Raw genomic sequence first — 15,308 nt, 5'->3', positions numbered from 1 at the left:
TCGCGACGCTCGCAATGACGGGAAGGGGTCCTATATAGGGCCGATCCCGCCGGGGGGCGGGACGAGCGAAGGGAAACGAGACCTATGGCGACGTCCGCCGAACAAATGGCCGCCGGAGTGAATTTCGGCAGCTTCCGCAAGGCCACCGACCTCAAGAAGCGTCTGTGGTTCACGCTCGGCGTGCTGATCGTCTTCCGTTTCCTGTCCTTCGTTCCCATCCCCGGTATCGATCCGCGTGCGATGAGCGCGCTGTTCGATACGCAGCGCGGCGGCGTCCTCGATTTCTTCAACGCCTTTTCGGGCGGCAGCCTCGAGCGGATGAGCATCATCGCGCTTGGCATCATGCCCTACATCACGGCTTCGATCGTGGTGCAGCTGGGCGCGGCGCTCCACGAGCCGTGGAAGCAGCTGAAGAAAGAGGGCGAGGTCGGGCGCAAGAAGCTCAACCAGTACACCCGCTACCTGACCGTCGCACTGACGATGGTGCAGGGCTATTTCATCGCCACCGGCCTCGAAGGGCTGGGCGCGGCGCAGGGCATCCAGGCGGTCGTCGACCCCGGCATGCTGTTCCGTGTCTCCGCGACGATCACGCTGATCGGCGGCACGCTGTTGCTGATGTGGATGGGCGAGCAGATCACCAGCCGCGGCATCGGCAACGGCATCAGCCTCATCATCATGGCGGGCATCGTGGCGACCATGCCGCAGACGCTGGCACAGCTGTTCGAGGGTGGCCGTTCGGGCACGCTCGACCCGCTGGTCGTCGTGTCGATCATCGTCGCGCTGATCGTCTTGATCCTCGTCATCTGCTTCGTCGAGCGGGCGCAGCGCCGCGTGCTGGTGCAATATCCCAAGCGGGCGACCGCGCGCGGGATGATGCAGCAGGAGCGCAGCCACCTTCCCGTGAAGATCAACACCGCGGGCGTGATCCCGCCGATCTTCGCCTCCTCGATTCTGTTGATGCCGCTGACGGTCATCCAGTTCGCCGGTGGCGGTGCGGAAGCATCGAGCGGGACGAGCGACATCCTCATCACCCTGTCGACCTATCTGCAGCGCGGCGCACCGCTCTACCTGCTGCTCTATGGTGCCGGCATCGCCTTCTTCTGCTTCTTCTACACGTCGGTGCAGTTCAACAGCGAAGAGACGAGCGAGAATTTGAAGCGTGCAGGCGGGTTCGTTCCGGGCATCCGTCCGGGCAAGGCGACCGAGCAGTATTTCGACTATCTGCTCAACCGCATCACCACGGTCGGCGCGGTCTATCTGGTGCTGATCTGTCTGATCCCGGAAATCCTGTTCACCCAGTTCCCGATCGGTTCGGCGCTCTTGGGCGGGACCAGCCTGCTCATCATCGTGAACGTCACGATGGATTTCGTGAGCCAGGTGCAGAGCCACCTGATCGCGCATCAGTATGGCGACCTCATCAAGAAGGCGAAGCTCAAGGGTGGCGGTCGGCGGCGCTAGTCGCTAGCGCTTGTCACCGGACCGTAACGCGATTCTCTGGGGAGCGAGCGTGGATATCATCCTGTTGGGACCGCCGGGCGCGGGGAAGGGCACGCAGGCGCACCGCCTCGAGGAGACGCGGGGGATGAAGCAGCTGTCGACCGGCGATATGCTGCGCGCCGCACGCGACAAGGACAGCCCTGTGGGACGCCAGGTTCGCGACGTGATGGACCGCGGCGAGCTGGTGAGCGACGCGATCGTTTCCGCATTGATCGGCGAACATCTGGAAGAGGCCGACAAGGGCGCGATCTTCGATGGCTATCCCCGGACGCAGCCGCAGGCCGAGGCATTGGAACTGCTGCTGGCCGACCACGACCGCTCGCTGGCGCATGTCATCGAACTGGTCGTCGACGAGGACGCGCTGGTGGAACGGATCTGCGGGCGGTTTTCATGCGCCAACTGCGGCGCGCTGTATCACGAGACCGCCAAGCCGCCCGAGAAAGAGGGCGTGTGCGACGTGTGCGGATCGACCGAATTCAAGAAGCGTCCCGACGACAACGAGGAAACCGTGCGCAAGCGGATGGCCGAATATCGCGCCAAGACCGCGCCGATCCTGCCCTATTACGAGGAGCAGGGACTGGTGCGTCGCGTCGACGGGATGGGCACCGTCGAAGAAGTCGCCGCGGCGATCGACGAAGTGCTGGACAGCTAGTCCGCTGCATCGTCCGCCCCGGACCCGATCGCGGACGCCTTGCAATCCTGCCGATGTTCGTTTTGTCTTTCCGTGACCGAGCCCCGCGCGTGCGGGGACAACGCGGAGGGACAAACGTGAAGACCATTATCACCATCGCCATGGCCGCATGCGCGCTCATCTCCGCTCCGGCCGCCGCCGAAGTGGTCAGTGCCTCGCCCAATGCCTTTCACGTTCGCCAGAGCGTGCCGATCGCTGCCGATGCCGCGTCCGCCTTTGCCATCCTCAGCCGCCCTGCGCTGTGGTGGAGCGATGCGCATACCTATTCGGGCGATGCGGGTTTCTTCAGCCTCGATCTCGTGCCGGGGGGATGCCTGTGCGAGACGTGGGGCGGGGGGTTCGTCAAGCATATGGAAGTGGTGTCGATGCGACCGGGCACGCAGATCGTCATGGAAGGCGGGCTGGGGCCGCTTCGCTACGTCGCCGCCAGCGGGACGATGACCTGGGAGATTGCCGACACCGAAACCGGGCGGCAGTTCGTGATCGATTACAAGGTCACGGGGTTCGTCAACGGCGAGGGCGCGCAACTGGCGGGGGCAGTCGACGGCGTGCTGGCCGAACAGGCGCAGTCGTTCGCCGCGACGGTGGCGCGCTAGCGAGCGCGCTCTAGCGTGACGAAGGCGAAGGCCGGACGGGTCTCCGTCGCCGGATGATCCTCGCGCGCGGTTTCTTCCCAGCCGTCCAGATCGCGCGGGTCGTCGAGAAAGGTGTCGGCATCGGGTGTCGCGGCGACATGGGTCAACTCGATCCGGGTCGCGCGAGGCAGGAAGACGCGAAAGACTTCCGCGCCCCCGATCACCCATGCCGGATCCTGGCCTGCCAGCGCGAGCGCCGCGTCGGGATCGTGCGCTACCTCTGCACCGTCGGCCTCCCAATCCGCATCGCGGGTGAGGACGATGTGTCGCCGTCCGGGAAGAAGCCCGGGCAGGCTGTCGAAGGTCTTGCGGCCCATGATCATTGCGCCGCCCATCGTCAGCCGCTTGAAACGCTTGAGGTCGGCGGGCAGGTGCCATGGGAGGTCGCCGTCCTTGCCGATCGCGCCGTTGGCGGCGCGGGCGATGATCATGGCGAGCGGGCGATCGGTCATGCGGGGCTTCATGCGCGGTTCGCGGCGCGATAGGAAGGGCGCATGGGCAATCCATCAGCCATGATCGAGGAACTGAGGGGGGAGCTTCCCGCGCGCGCGATCGTCACCGATGCGGCCGCTATAGAACCGTGGCTGACCGACTGGCGCGGGCGATGGACGGGAAGGGCGGCGGCGCTGCTTCGGCCCGACGACGGCGCGGAGGTCGCGGCGATCCTGCGTGCGGCCAATCGTCACCGGGTCGCGGTGGTGCCGCAGGGAGGCAACAGCTCGATGGTCGGCGGTGCCACCCCCGACAAAAGCGGCGAGGCGGTCATCCTGTCGCTGCGCGGGCTGGACCGGATCGAGGTGGATGCAGGGAGCCGCGAGTGCGTCGTCGGGGCGGGGGTGGTTCTCGACACGCTTCAGACGCGGTTGGCGGAAGACGGCTTGCGGCTGCCACTGGATCTCGGCGCGCGGGGATCGGCGACGGTCGGCGGGCTGGTCAGCACCAATGCGGGCGGGACCGAAGTGCTGCGCCACGGGACGATGGGCGAGATGGTCCGCGGTATCGACGCCGTGATGGCCGACGGGACGCGGGTGAATACGCTGTCGGGTCTCAAGAAGGACAATCGCGGTCCGCGGGTCGATCGGCTGATGATCGGGGCCGAGGGATTGTTCGGCGTGATCATCGCGGTGCGGCTGCGACTGGTACCTGTGCCCGCCGATCGGGCGACGGCGTGGGTGGGGGTGGCGAGCCCGCACCGTGCGCTCGAGCTGCTGCGGTTTCTCGAAGCGCGGATGGAGGGGATAGAGGGGTTCGAATATATGCCGGGCGATGTCGTCGCGGCGGCACAGGCCGAATTCGAATTCAAGCCACCGATCGAGGGGCCGGTGGAGCATCATGTCCTGATCGAGGCGAAGGGGAGCGGAGAGCCGGGCGAGTGCCGTGCCGCGCTGGAAGCGCGACTTGCCGAGGCGATCGAGGCGGGGCTGGCGGACGATGCCGTCGTGGCGCGGTCCGAGCAGCAGAGCGCGGCGATGTGGGCGATCCGTCATCATCTGTCGGACGCCGAGAAGCGGCACTTCGGTATGGCGAACAGCCACGACATCTCGGTTCCCGTCGATGCGATGCCGGATTTCCTGGTGGAGATTGCCGAGCGGCTGGAGCGGGAATATCCGGGCGTGTCGGTGTCGGGATACGGGCATCTGGGCGATGGCAATATCCACCTTCACGTGCGGGCGATGGAGCGGGCGAGCGAGGGATGGCGTGCGACCGAGGGGGCGGCGATCGAGCGGACGGTCCACGATGTCGTGCAGGAGCGGGGCGGATCGATCAGCGCGGAGCATGGCATCGGGCAGATGAAGCGCGGCGAGTTGGCGCGGCTGGATCCCGATCGGGTGGCGATGCTGCGACGGCTCAAGGCGGCGTTCGACCCGCACGGCATCCTCAATCCTGGGAAGCTGATCTAAGCGCCGAACCCCGTGGAATAGGCGCGGGCGATATCCTCGGCATCCGCATCCAGTTCGGCCTGATCGATCCCGTGGTCGCGCATGCGGCGTGCGTGGCTCTCAACATGGGCGGCGAAGCGATCGTCCTGCGACAGCGCGGCTGCGGTGCCCATCCGCTCGATGAGCCGGATGGCGATCGAGGGATATTTGGCAGCAGCCTGACGCAGTGCGTCGAGGGGGGTGTCGAACAACCGCTGGAACGAGGCGGTGGGACAGGCGACGCGGTCGATCTCCTGTAACAGCTTCCCCGGTTCGGTCACCCGGTCCTTATGGTGCAGCATGATTTCCACCAACGCATCGACGCAGGCGCGGGCGGTGTAAATGTCGTTGATGGCGGGGGAGAGGGCGCGCGCCGCAATCTCCACGAGCAGACGGACGCGGTAGGAAAGACCCTCTTCGTCCCCGCGCGTTTCGCAGACCAGAAAGGCTTTCGCGAGCCGATCCTGTATCGCCGGCGACATCGGCTGCCGGGACTGCAGCAGGGGCTCGCCCGGCAGCACGTGATCGCCCGCGCTTTTGAGGAGACGAAATTCGGTGTCGCACTCGTGCGCGATCCGCGACAGGCGGTCGATGTCGGTGGTCCGGACATAGCCCTGCCAGCGCGCGCCGAAGATGTGCGAGCCTTCCCAATCCTCGTTCGAAACGCGCGCGAAATCGGGGGCCGGGCGGGCGGTCGAATCGTCGCGGATGCGACCGATGGCAGTATCGACGAATACCGCCCGTCCGAGATCCTGGAGCGCGAGGGCGAGCCAGACCAGTTCGACGAGCAGGACCGCGGCGAGGAACAGGCTGGGCCCGTGGGGCAGTGCGTCGGGCGTCGCGCTGTCATCGACGGTGAGCAGGAAGGCGAGGCTCAAGGCCAGTGCCGCGAGAAAGAAACCCAATGTGAAGCGGATGAAGGGACGGGCGATCCACCGGTCGATCAGCCGCACCCCGAGATTGCCCGCCGCAATGGTGAGCACCAGCAAGGTAATGGAGACGTAGAGCGTCGCGATCGCGCTGGTCACCCCGACCGCGACCTGCGCGCCGTCGGCCATTGTCGTCCCGCTGTCGGTGAGAACGACATTCCCGTCGCGCAGCCAGCGCGCCGCCCCCGCAGCATCGAGCCAGCGCAACAGCGCGAACAGCGCGATCGTGGCACAGATCATCAGCGCCGGCAGCAGCCAGTAGCTGTGCCACAGGCGCACGAGCAGCCCCAGCGGCCGGGGTACGTTTTTGCGTTCGATCCGATTCAGCATCGGGAACCAAAAGCGCGCCCTCAGGCTTTGTTTCCGTTACGCGCCGAAAACAGCAGGGTTATTCGCGCTCCCTCTGGGAGTAGTGCTCATGGAAAGTGTGGTTACCAACATCGAGAACCTGGTCGCCTTGACCGACCAGCAATATACGTTGGGATCACTGATCCTGATGGTCAGCTATGGGGCGCATTTCGCCTTCATCCTCTATTTCCTGTTCACGATGCGCGACCTTGCGCCGCGTTACCGGCTGGTACCGCTGCTGTCGGCGCTGGTGATGGCGTCGGCGGGTCTGAGCCTGCTGCGCGAGTTCTCGCTCTGGCAGGAAAGCTACAGCTTCGTCGGCGGACTCTATGCGCCGATTTCGGACGGGCAGACGTTCACCAACGCTTTCCGCTACGGCAACTGGACCATCACCGTGCCGTTGCTGCTGACGCAATTGCCGCTGGCCTTCGCACTGGGCCGGCCCGAGGTGCACAAGCGCGCCATTCGCATGGCGATCCCGGCGGTGCTGATGATCTGGACGGGACTGATCGGCCAGTTCGGCGAGACCGACGACATGGCGCAGCTCAACCTGTGGGGCATTATCTCCACCCTGTTCTTCGTCTGGCTGCTGGTCGAGGTGCGCGCCACGATGAGCCGCGGACGTGCCGAGGCACCGGCGGAGCTGAAGGGTTTCCCCGACAAGTTGTGGTGGTATTTCCTCGCGACCTGGGGCCTCTATCCGATCGCCTACGCACTGCCGCAGTTGGGCATCAACGGCGACGTGGTGGTCATTCGTCAGCTGCTCTTCAGCATCGCGGATATCTCGACCAAGCTGATCTATGGCGTGATCCTGTCGCGTTTCCTGCTGCGTCGCAGCGCGCTCGAGGGCTATGCGCCCGCGATCGAAGCGATGGGAGCGGTGCCGACCCCGGTGAAGGGTGCGCGCGACTAGAATTCGCCGGATGTCGAAGGAGCGGCGGGACGGCATCGTCCTGTCGCTCTTTTGTTATGCCGGGATCCTTGCGGGGTGCGTGCTTCTCCTGATGGCAGGCGTTCGGGCGCACTGGCTCGCCGCTTTCCTGTTCGGGCTGGGGCTTTTCCATGGCGGGCTGGACCGGGAGAACGGACGGCTGGTGTTGCCGGGATGGGGGTATAGCGCGACCTATCTCGCGGTGGCGCTGGCGATGGTGGGCGTGATGATCTTCAACCCCGTCGCCGGGCTGGTCGCCTTCTTCGCCCTGTCGGTCTGGCACGTGGCGCGCGAAACGGGGCAGCGGACCGGCGACCGCATCGCGGGGGCGGCCGAAGCGCTGGCGCTGGTGGGAGGCAGCGCCTTATTGCGCCCGAACGAAACCTTCCTTCTGGTCGATACGATCGCCGGGCGCGGATCCGAAGCATTGGTCGCGCTGCTCGGCGCCGCGGGGGTGGGGGCGGTACTGCTGACGGTATGGGCGATCGTCCGGCGCAGCCCGTTGGCCGCTGGGCTGGCGGCATCGTTCGTCGGTTACGCCGTCCTGCCGCCGCTGGTCGCCATCGCGGCGGCCTTCTTCGCGTTTCACGCTCTTCCCCGGGTCGTCGAATTGCTCGGCGAGGCGGGATGGCGAAAGGGCTGGCGCCTGGGGGCACTGGGCCTGGTCGCGCTGGTCGGGGCGACGTTCCTGATTGCGGGCATGACGCAGGGATGGTGGAGCGCGGCACTATTGGCTGCCATCCTCATCGCGCTCGCCACCCCCCACATGCTGCTCGACCGGACCCTCCGCGAAGAAGGCCCGGCCGAGCGGTAGCGGGAGGGATCGAGGCTCTAGCTGTTGAGGAAGACAGCCTTGGCGTTGGTGAATTCCTTCATACCGAAGCCGCCATGCTCGCGACCGTAGCCCGAGTCCTTCACGCCGCCGAACGGCATGTTGGGATCGGCAAGACCGAAGCCGTTGATGAAGACCATGCCGGTATCGAAGTGGTCGATCGCGATGCGGCGCGCCTTGTCCTCGTCCTTCGAGAAGATGCCGCCGCCGAGGCCGTAGCGCGACGAATTGGCGATGCGGATCGCGTCTTCGTCGTCGACCGCCTTGATGACGCTGGCCACCGGGCCGAAGAATTCATCGTCGTAGGCGGGCATTCCGGGAGCGAGATTGTCGAGGATCGTCGGCTGGAAGAACCAGCCCTTGCGATCGATCTTCTTTCCGCCGGTCAAGAGGCGCGCACCCTTGTCGATGCTCTCGTTCATTTGTTCGATCAGCGTTTCGCGCAGGTCCTCGCGCGCCATCGGGCCGAGGTCGGTGTCGTCCTCGAGCGGATCGCCTACCGTGCAATCCTCGAACGCCTTCACGAATTTCTCGACGAACTCGTCGTAATTCTTCTCGGTCACGATGAACCGCTTGGCGTTGATGCAGGTCTGCGCGTTATTGTAGAGGCGGCCCTGGACCGAAATCTTCACGGCCTGGTCCACGTCCGCGTCGTCGAGGACGAGATAGGCGTCGTTCGATCCCAGCTCGAGCACCGACTTCTTCAGCTTGCGGCCGGCCAGTTCGCCGACATGCTTGCCGCTGGAATCGCTGCCCGTGAGCGTGACGCCGCGGACGAGATCGTTCTCGATCACGGTGTCGGACAAATCATGGTCGATGACGAGAACGGTGAAGAGATCCTCGGGAAGGCCCGCTTCTTCGTAGAGATGCCGTAGCATGATGCCCGAACCGGTGCAGTTGGAGGCATGCTTTAGAAGGACGCCGTTACCGGCCATCAGACTGGCGATCGAATAGCGAATGACCTGATAGGCGGGGAAATTCCACGGCTGGATGCCGTAGACGACGCCGATCGGGCGATGTGCGACCACGCCCTTGCCGTCGCCCGCGAACAGCGAGCGTTCCTCGTCGGCCAGCTCCTTCGGGCCGTTGGCGGCAGTGAACTTGCAGATGGCGACGCACAGATCGACCTCGTCACGGCTGTCGCCGATGAGCTTGCCGACTTCTTCGGTCATCTTCTGCGCGAGCTTTTCCTTGTTGGCGGCGAGCGTGTCGCCGATCTTGCCAATGATCTCGGCGCGTTCCTCTGCGGGGCGTTGCGACCAGAGAACGAACGCATCGTGACAGCGCTGGACCGCATCGGCGGCGTCCTTTTCGCTGATCAGCTCGAAGGTATCGATTTCTTCTTCGGTAGTGGGATTGATGGTGGTGATCGTGTCGGCCATGCGGCGCGCTCCTTCATAAAAATCAGTTCATGAAGACAACCGACCGAACGGCACCCGCGTTGCAAGGCTCGGCGCGTTCCACAACCGGACCGGCGCGTCACGGGCGCCTGGCGTCGCGTAAGAATGGAAAAGGTGGTGCGCCCGAAGTGAAAATGATGGGCACTCAGAACATTGGATAATTTCAGTTGAAAGGCCAGCGTGATGTCGGCTTTGCGCCCTACTTTCGGCCATTCGACGATCTGCGATCCCTGCCCGAAAGCTGCCCTTCGACCGGGCGGACTATGCCCGCCCTTTCTTCGCACTTGCAACAGTTTGGGCTTTACACTAAGTGCCCGCCATCCACCGGACCCGGCCGCGCCGGGTGGCTCGGCCCGGTGCCTATCCCCGGGACAACCACCCCGGGGAGGCCGGTCGCCTCACAACTTCGCACGGTGTACCAGGCACTGCTGGACTGCGTCGCCGAACGCATCGTTATCGTCGCCCGCAACCATATGCGACGCACCAGCGATGTCGCTGAATTGCGTATCGGGAACCAATTTCCGGAATTCAGCGGCGCCTTCGGGAGAAACAAGGTCGCTAGATCCACCACGCACTAGAGGGACCGGAAGGGACAGCGCCGACGCTGCCTGAAGAAGTTCCGTCGATGTCGCGGTAACGTCGTCGGAAATAGTGCGTCGGCGCGTAATGTTCTCAACGAATGCCGGATCCCAGTGCCAATAATACCGACCGTCCGGTCCTTTTCGAAGGTAACTCTTCAATCCCGAGGAACTTTGCCGTCTCTCGCGGTGCGGCAGATATGCTGCGATTGACGCGGATGCGTGTTCGGGTGATCCGAACCCTTCTCGTGCATGTTGCGCCATGAAGCCGAGGACCCGCGCGACCCCGTTCGCTTCCATCTGTGGCGTTATGTCACCAGTGTTAGCGAGGCGAACGTGCCGGGCGCGATGATGCCCTCGGCCACAAGTCCCGCCAATCCACCCAGTGACGCACCGATGAGCGCGGGAATGCGCTCGAAACTCTGCGCAACTGCAACGAGATCCCGGCCGAAATCGTGCACATCGTAGTCGCCGGTCGGGGACCATGGACTTTCGCCGTGCCCCCTGAGGTCGAGGGCGATCGCCCGGTATTCGGCCCGGCCCAGGCGAGTGGCGACCTTTCTCCAGGCGCGCCGCGTCTGTCCGCCTCCATGAGCCAGAAGCAAAGGCAATCCGTCAGTCGGTCCGAACGCGCTTGCGACAAGCGTCAGGCCGTCGGCGCCAGGAAGCAACAGGCGATCCTCGTTCACGAGCGCTGCCTGCGGGCGAGAAAAAAGAATACCAGCGCCGCCAAGGCGCATCCAATGGCTGCAAATATCGACAAGTCTGCCAGAATGGCTGCCGATACGATGAGCGCTGCCGCAATCAGGTCGCTGGAACGCAAGGGCGGCGCACTTAGCGGCCTTTGCAGTCGCGCAAGATCCTGGGGGTCGATCCGGATCGGCAGCTGTCCCCGGCGCGCGATGGACGCCAGGTTCTCTACGATCTCGGGGGTGCCGAGAAGCGCGCGCATCAGCGTCGACGCTGTCCGCCGGGCACTTCCGCGCAGGTTTGCCAAGCTGGCACGCTCCATCAGCAGTTGCTTACCGATCGGAGCAAGTTCGGACGTAATGTCGAAGCGCGGGTCAAGCCGGCGTACGAACCCTTCGGCGGTAAGCAGCGTACGCAGCATCAAGGCGAGGTCGCCGGGTAGAGCCAGTTGGTAAGTTCGCAGAAGCTCGAATACATCGGCGAAGATGCCAGACAGGTCGATCTGGTCGAGAAGCGTGTTACGAAACTTGCCGACCAATTGCTTGAGCGATGTCGTGAGCGCCTCGCGATCGACCGCCGGATGGCCTGCCCACTGCAGAACAACGTCGACCAGATCGTCGATATCGTCTCCGGCGATCGCCAGTGAAAGGCGCACCAGTTCGTCGCGCCGCTCGGGCAGCAGAGTTCCCACCGCGCCAAAGTCGATGAATACCGGGGTCCCGTCGGGGCGGATCAGCACATTACCGGGATGCGGATCGGCGTGAAAGCGACCGTTGAAGATTATCATGCTCAGCACCGCACGGGCATAGCTGCGCGCGACGGAAGCAAGATCCACGCCAGCATCCTTCAATGTCACTAGGTCGGTCGCCGGGATCGCATCGACCCGCTCCTGGATATTCAGACAGCGCCCGCTCACCTCGTCATCGAATTGGGCCGTCTCGATCCCGAACCGTGCAATATAGCCGCCAATTTCCGCGCTCGCGCGTGCTTCAGCACCCAGATCCATCTCACGATCGAGGCTTTCGGCAAAAAACCGCAGCAGTTCGTCGGGTCTCTGCCTTTCGACAAGGGGACTTGCGCGCTGTGCCAATCGCGCAATGCGCCGCAGTAAACGCATGTCGGCATCCACGATGCTTTCGATCTCCGGCCGTCGGATCTTGACGATGACCGCAACGCCGTCGCTCCGTATTCCTGCGTGCACCTGCGCTATAGAGCCGGCCGCGATCGGCTCCCGATCCAACTCGCGGAAGTACTCGCCGGCGTCTTCCCCGAGCGCTTGGGCGAGCGGAGCCTCGATACATTCGAACGGTACGCCCGGAACGCGATCGTGCAGCTGCGATAGCGCCGCCGTCCAATCGGGCCCCAAGAGATCGCTTCGCATCGCGAGGATCTGGCCAAGCTTGGTCGCAACCGGTCCCAATTCGCGCAGTGCCTCGACCAGGGCTTCCGGGCGCGTCGGATGTGTATTGGTTTGAGATCGGCCTGATACCAACGCGGACACGATGCCGCCCAGCCCGTGGCGGCCGAGTATCGCTATGACCTGCGCAAGTCGCTTCCGGTCACTCATGCGCGGAGGCGTCATGTCTGCCATCAGAGAACATCCCGCCGTACGTTTTCGCTGACCATCTCCAGAAGCGAATGCAAGGTGCTCTTCTGTTGCGGCGTCATTCCGCTCCATATCCTCAGGTGAATCGCGTCTGCGGCCAGTCTGAGGTCAGGAAGTATTTCCTCAACCCGTCTGGTCAGGCACAGGCTCCACGACCGCCCGTCTGCTGGGTCACGGCGGCGCTCGATAAAGCCTTTCTGGGTCAAGGCGGTGACCGCAAGGCCAATGGTGGCGGATTCGAGTTCGAGACGCCCGGCGATGTCGGTCTGGTTCAGGGCAGGATCTTTGATGAGCTGCGCCAGCACACGCCACTGCGTGCGATTGAGGCCCAGCGGCTGCGCTCGGCCATCGAATGCCTTCCGCGCGGCGCGGCTGATCTCGTCCATCATGAAAATCGCTCGATCATCGTCGCTGATGACATTGTCGCGTGAGAGAGAGTCCTCGTCTTCAGTCATGCCGATGACCTATCCGGCGGGAAAAAAAATAGTAAAGTACTTTCGTATTTCGTTGGGACCGCTATATCGCTCGCGCAACGGCTCGAACGATGGCGAGGAGCGAGATTACCATGGCGGACGAGACAGCAGGCGATATCGATGACGGCGCGCGTCCGAAGGCGTTGTCGAGTCCGCGGGTCCGGCTGGGCCTGCTGATTGCCGGCATTCTCGTCCTGCTCGTCGGGGGCTACTGGTATTACAATCATCAGACGTACGGCAGATTCCAGCAGTCTACCGATAACGCTTATATCGCCGCCGACAGCGTCATCATCTCTCCCAAAATTGCTGGCTACGTCGAGCGCGTACTGGTTACGGAGAATCAAACGGTTGCGTCGGGCGATGCACTTGTCCAGCTGGACGTGCGGGATTATCGTGCCCAGACAAACCAGGTCGAAGCCCAGATTGCCGCATCGCTCGCCGGAGCGGATACGGTTCGCGCCCAGCAGCGAGAGCAGGACGCGGCTATCGCGCAGGCCCGCGCCCAACTGGCTGCGGCATCTGCGCAGGTCGGTCTGGCTGCGGAGCAGGTTGCCCGTTATCGCCCCCTTGCTGCTTCGGGAGCGGAGCCGCGCGAGAGGCTCGACCAGCTGCAGGCCCAGGCCAGAGAAGCGCAGGCCCAGGTCGCAGCGGCGCGCGCCGCGCTCACGGCTGCACAGCGGCGGCAAGGCACGCTTGACGAGCAGATAGACCAGGCCAATTCGCAGGCCAACGCAGCTCGTGCGCAGCTTGAGGCCGCCCGCCTGAACCTGTCATCGACCACGCTCCGGGCCAGCATTTCCGGACGGGTGGGTGACCTCACGGTCCGGCCCGGACAATTTGTCCAGCCCGGCCAGCGGTTGATGAGCGTAGTTCCCACCGACCGCCTCTATGTGACGGCGAATTTCAAGGAAACGCAACTCGGTCTCGTTCGCCCCGGGCAACCCGTCACCTTGGAAATCGACGCGCTGCCCGACCTCGAGTTATCGGGAAGAGTGGAAAGTATCGCCCCCGGAACCGGCGCAGAATTCTCGATCCTACCTCCGCAAAACGCGACGGGTAATTTCACCAAGATCGTTCAGCGCGTGCCGGTCCGCATATCCATCGAGGCTTCGCCCGAGATCCTGCGTCTGCTGGTGCCGGGCATGTCTGTTGTCGCGAGTGTCGATACGCGCGCCGCCAGAGACGAACTCGATTCGATCCGCAACGCGGCCGGAGACTGACCGATGGCAGGCGCCGCTGGAGCGGTTTCGCCCCCGGTCGAAAAGGCCGATGCTACGGCCTGGATCGCCGTAGCCGCCGGTGCGCTGGGGGCGATGCTAGCAACGCTTGACATCTCGATCGTCAATTCGGCGCTGCCGACGATCCAGGGGGAAATCGGCGCGACCGGAACCGAGGGCACCTGGATCGCGACAGCCTTCCTTGTTGCCGAGATCATTGTCATCCCTCTGAGCGCGTGGCTGGAAAGACTGCTCGGCCTTCGCACGCTGCTCATCGTCGCGGTTTCTGCCTTCACGGCCTTTTCGGTGTTGTGCGGCATTGCCACCGATCTGACGACGATGATCATCGGTCGCACCGGTCAAGGGTTCATGGGCGGCGCGCTTATTCCAACCGCCATGACCATCGTCGCAAAGCGACTGCCTCCATCGCAACAGCCGATCGGCATGGCGCTCTTCGGAATGACCGTGGTTCTTGGGCCGGTAATGGGCCCGTTGGTGGGGGGCTGGCTTACCGAGAACCTGAGCTGGCACTACGCCTTCTTCGTCAACGTGCCCGTCTGCGCGTTGCTCCTTGCTTTACTATTCATCGGGCTACCCCATGAAAAGCCCGACTGGGTTTACCTGCGCGAGGCTGATTGGGCGGGAATAGCTGGTATGATCCTTGGGTTGGGTGGGCTGACCATCGTGCTTGAAGAAGGCCACCGTGAGGAGTGGTTCGATTCCACGCTGATCGTCCAGCTCACACTGATGACGGTCGTGGGATTTGCACTTCTGACCTACGGACAGCTTTACGCGCGCAAACCGGTGCTCAAATTGCGCCTGATGCTCAGCAGGCAGTTTGCCAGCGTCGTGGTGATGGCACTGGCGCTCGGCATGGTCATGTATGGCTCGACCTACGTGATCCCGCAATTTCTTGCGATAATCTCCGATTACAACGCCTTGCAGACTGGGTTCGTAATCTTCTGGATGGGTGTTCCGGCCTTCTTACTGATGCCTGTGTTGCCCTTCATGATACGAAGGATTCACATCCGGATTGCTGTGGGCGCGGGCATGTTCATCATGGCGCTAAGCTGTTTCGTCAGCATAAATCTGACAGCGGAATCGGGAGGTGGAGTGTTCACCGAAAGCCAGTTCCTGCGTGGCATCGGCATGATCCTCACGATGATGTTCCTCAACCAGGCGACGGTAGCTTCGGTTGCCAAGGAGGATGCCGGCGATGCTTCCGGGATCTTCAACGCGGCGCGAAACCTCGGGGGCTCGTTCGCGCTCGCGGGGCTCGCCTCGTTCCAGGATCAGCGCCTGTGGCATCATAGTCGGCGCATGGAAGAAACCCTCAACGCTAACAGCCCCCGACTACAGGAATATCTGGATGGCATGACGGCGTCGCTGGGCAGCCCACAGGCCGCGCTGGAGATGCTTTCCGGCATCATTCAGCGCGATGCGTTCGTGATGACGTACAACGATGTCTTTTTCGCCATGGGCGCGATTACCCTGGTCACGGTGCCGCTGGTACTGTTCCTCAAGCCTCTCCCGAAGAACGTATCCCTTTCGATGCACTGAGA

At 63.8% G+C, this 15,308-nt stretch carries 14 protein-coding genes and 1 other annotated feature; of the genes, 8 read left to right on the top strand and 6 right to left on the bottom strand.

The genetic code is table 11. The annotated features are described in order from the left end of the window. Positions 1–84 precede the first annotated feature (84 nt). From secY to WJT74_RS07965, 3 genes are all read left to right on the top strand, one after another. Positions 85–1,458, top strand: a complete 1,374-nt coding sequence (gene secY / locus WJT74_RS07975) for a preprotein translocase subunit SecY (protein WP_343343483.1) — start codon at positions 85–87, stop codon at positions 1,456–1,458. Positions 1,459–1,507: 49 nt separating this feature from the next. Beyond that, entirely contained in the window at positions 1,508–2,149 is a 642-nt protein-coding gene (locus WJT74_RS07970) for an adenylate kinase (RefSeq protein ID WP_343343481.1), read from the top strand. A 116-nt stretch (positions 2,150–2,265) separates the two neighbouring features. Next, positions 2,266–2,784, top strand: a complete 519-nt coding sequence (locus WJT74_RS07965) for an SRPBCC family protein (protein ID WP_343343479.1) — start codon at positions 2,266–2,268, stop codon at positions 2,782–2,784. On the opposite strand, the gene WJT74_RS07960 is transcribed toward WJT74_RS07965, so the two are convergent. Next, entirely contained in the window at positions 2,781–3,275 is a 495-nt protein-coding gene (locus WJT74_RS07960; protein WP_343343477.1) for a dihydrofolate reductase, read from the bottom strand. The genes WJT74_RS07965 and WJT74_RS07960 overlap by 4 nt on opposite strands. Before the next feature lie 42 nt (positions 3,276–3,317). Between WJT74_RS07960 and WJT74_RS07955 the strand changes: the two genes are divergently transcribed. Then, positions 3,318–4,724, top strand: a complete 1,407-nt coding sequence (locus tag WJT74_RS07955; protein ID WP_343343475.1) for an FAD-binding oxidoreductase — start codon at positions 3,318–3,320, stop codon at positions 4,722–4,724. On the opposite strand, the gene WJT74_RS07950 is transcribed toward WJT74_RS07955, so the two are convergent. After that, positions 4,721–6,001 (bottom strand): DUF2254 family protein, encoded by a 1,281-nt coding sequence (locus tag WJT74_RS07950; RefSeq protein ID WP_343343473.1) that lies wholly within the window; start codon positions 5,999–6,001, stop codon positions 4,721–4,723. The genes WJT74_RS07955 and WJT74_RS07950 overlap by 4 nt on opposite strands. Before the next feature lie 88 nt (positions 6,002–6,089). Here WJT74_RS07950 and WJT74_RS07945 point away from each other — a divergent pair, with 88 nt between their 5' ends. Next, positions 6,090–6,932 (top strand): bacteriorhodopsin, encoded by an 843-nt coding sequence (locus WJT74_RS07945; RefSeq protein ID WP_343343471.1) that lies wholly within the window; start codon positions 6,090–6,092, stop codon positions 6,930–6,932. A gap of 10 nt (positions 6,933–6,942) precedes the next feature. Continuing rightward, on the top strand, positions 6,943–7,764 hold the full coding sequence (locus WJT74_RS07940; RefSeq protein WP_343343469.1) for a Brp/Blh family beta-carotene 15,15'-dioxygenase: 822 nt from the start codon (positions 6,943–6,945) through the stop codon (positions 7,762–7,764). A 17-nt stretch (positions 7,765–7,781) separates the two neighbouring features. On the opposite strand, the gene WJT74_RS07935 is transcribed toward WJT74_RS07940, so the two are convergent. The 4 genes from WJT74_RS07935 to WJT74_RS07920 all read right to left on the bottom strand — a co-directional run bounded on the left by WJT74_RS07935 (position 7,782) and on the right by WJT74_RS07920 (position 12,511). Beyond that, the gene (locus tag WJT74_RS07935) at positions 7,782–9,164 is read right to left on the bottom strand and encodes an NAD-dependent succinate-semialdehyde dehydrogenase (protein WP_343343467.1); all 1,383 of its coding nucleotides are present in this window, start codon (positions 9,162–9,164) and stop codon (positions 7,782–7,784) included. Between the two features lie 341 nt (positions 9,165–9,505). After that, positions 9,506–9,559 (top strand) — a sequence feature (sul1 is cis-regulatory element that is thought to sense ions involved in sulfur or methionine metabolism; They are found in Alphaproteobacteria). 509 nt (positions 9,560–10,068) lie between these two features. Next, complete coding sequence (locus WJT74_RS07930) at positions 10,069–10,449, bottom strand: alpha/beta fold hydrolase (protein ID WP_343343465.1); 381 nt, start codon at positions 10,447–10,449, stop codon at positions 10,069–10,071. Then, positions 10,446–12,041: an ABC1 kinase family protein gene (locus WJT74_RS07925; RefSeq protein WP_343343463.1), complete on the bottom strand. Its 1,596-nt coding sequence runs from the start codon at positions 12,039–12,041 to the stop codon at positions 10,446–10,448. Before WJT74_RS07925 ends, WJT74_RS07930 begins: the two co-directional genes overlap by 4 nt. Beyond that, positions 12,041–12,511: a MarR family winged helix-turn-helix transcriptional regulator gene (locus tag WJT74_RS07920; RefSeq protein ID WP_343343461.1), complete on the bottom strand. Its 471-nt coding sequence runs from the start codon at positions 12,509–12,511 to the stop codon at positions 12,041–12,043. Before WJT74_RS07920 ends, WJT74_RS07925 begins: the two co-directional genes overlap by 1 nt. Before the next feature lie 89 nt (positions 12,512–12,600). Here WJT74_RS07920 and WJT74_RS07915 point away from each other — a divergent pair, with 89 nt between their 5' ends. Next, entirely contained in the window at positions 12,601–13,749 is a 1,149-nt protein-coding gene (locus WJT74_RS07915) for an HlyD family secretion protein (RefSeq protein ID WP_432215218.1), read from the top strand. Between the two features lie 3 nt (positions 13,750–13,752). Beyond that, positions 13,753–15,306, top strand: coding sequence for a DHA2 family efflux MFS transporter permease subunit (locus WJT74_RS07910; protein ID WP_343343457.1), 1,554 nt, complete (start codon positions 13,753–13,755; stop codon positions 15,304–15,306). The last annotated feature ends 2 nt before the right edge of the window (positions 15,307–15,308 follow it).

It is taken from the genome of Sphingomicrobium sp. XHP0239, from assembly GCF_039555325.1.
Classification (GTDB): domain Bacteria; phylum Pseudomonadota; class Alphaproteobacteria; order Sphingomonadales; family Sphingomonadaceae; genus Sphingomicrobium; species Sphingomicrobium maritimum.
This window is presented reverse-complemented; position numbering and strand designations above follow the sequence as displayed.

Bases quoted from the DNA above. Each gene is read 5' to 3' on its own strand.
- secY (WP_343343483.1), top strand. From the start codon at position 85: ATGGCGACGTCCGCCGAACAAATGGCCGCCGGAGTGAATTTCGGCAGC.
- WJT74_RS07960 (WP_343343477.1), bottom strand. From the start codon at position 3,275: ATGACCGATCGCCCGCTCGCCATGATCATCGCCCGCGCCGCCAACGGC.
- WJT74_RS07955 (WP_343343475.1), top strand. From the start codon at position 3,318: ATGGGCAATCCATCAGCCATGATCGAGGAACTGAGGGGGGAGCTTCCC.
- WJT74_RS07950 (WP_343343473.1), bottom strand. From the start codon at position 6,001: ATGCTGAATCGGATCGAACGCAAAAACGTACCCCGGCCGCTGGGGCTG.
- WJT74_RS07945 (WP_343343471.1), top strand. From the start codon at position 6,090: ATGGAAAGTGTGGTTACCAACATCGAGAACCTGGTCGCCTTGACCGAC.
- WJT74_RS07940 (WP_343343469.1), top strand. From the start codon at position 6,943: ATGTCGAAGGAGCGGCGGGACGGCATCGTCCTGTCGCTCTTTTGTTAT.
- WJT74_RS07935 (WP_343343467.1), bottom strand. From the start codon at position 9,164: ATGGCCGACACGATCACCACCATCAATCCCACTACCGAAGAAGAAATC.
- WJT74_RS07925 (WP_343343463.1), bottom strand. From the start codon at position 12,041: ATGGCAGACATGACGCCTCCGCGCATGAGTGACCGGAAGCGACTTGCG.
- WJT74_RS07920 (WP_343343461.1), bottom strand. From the start codon at position 12,511: ATGACTGAAGACGAGGACTCTCTCTCACGCGACAATGTCATCAGCGAC.
- WJT74_RS07915 (WP_432215218.1), top strand. From the start codon at position 12,601: ATGGCGAGGAGCGAGATTACCATGGCGGACGAGACAGCAGGCGATATC.
- WJT74_RS07910 (WP_343343457.1), top strand. From the start codon at position 13,753: ATGGCAGGCGCCGCTGGAGCGGTTTCGCCCCCGGTCGAAAAGGCCGAT.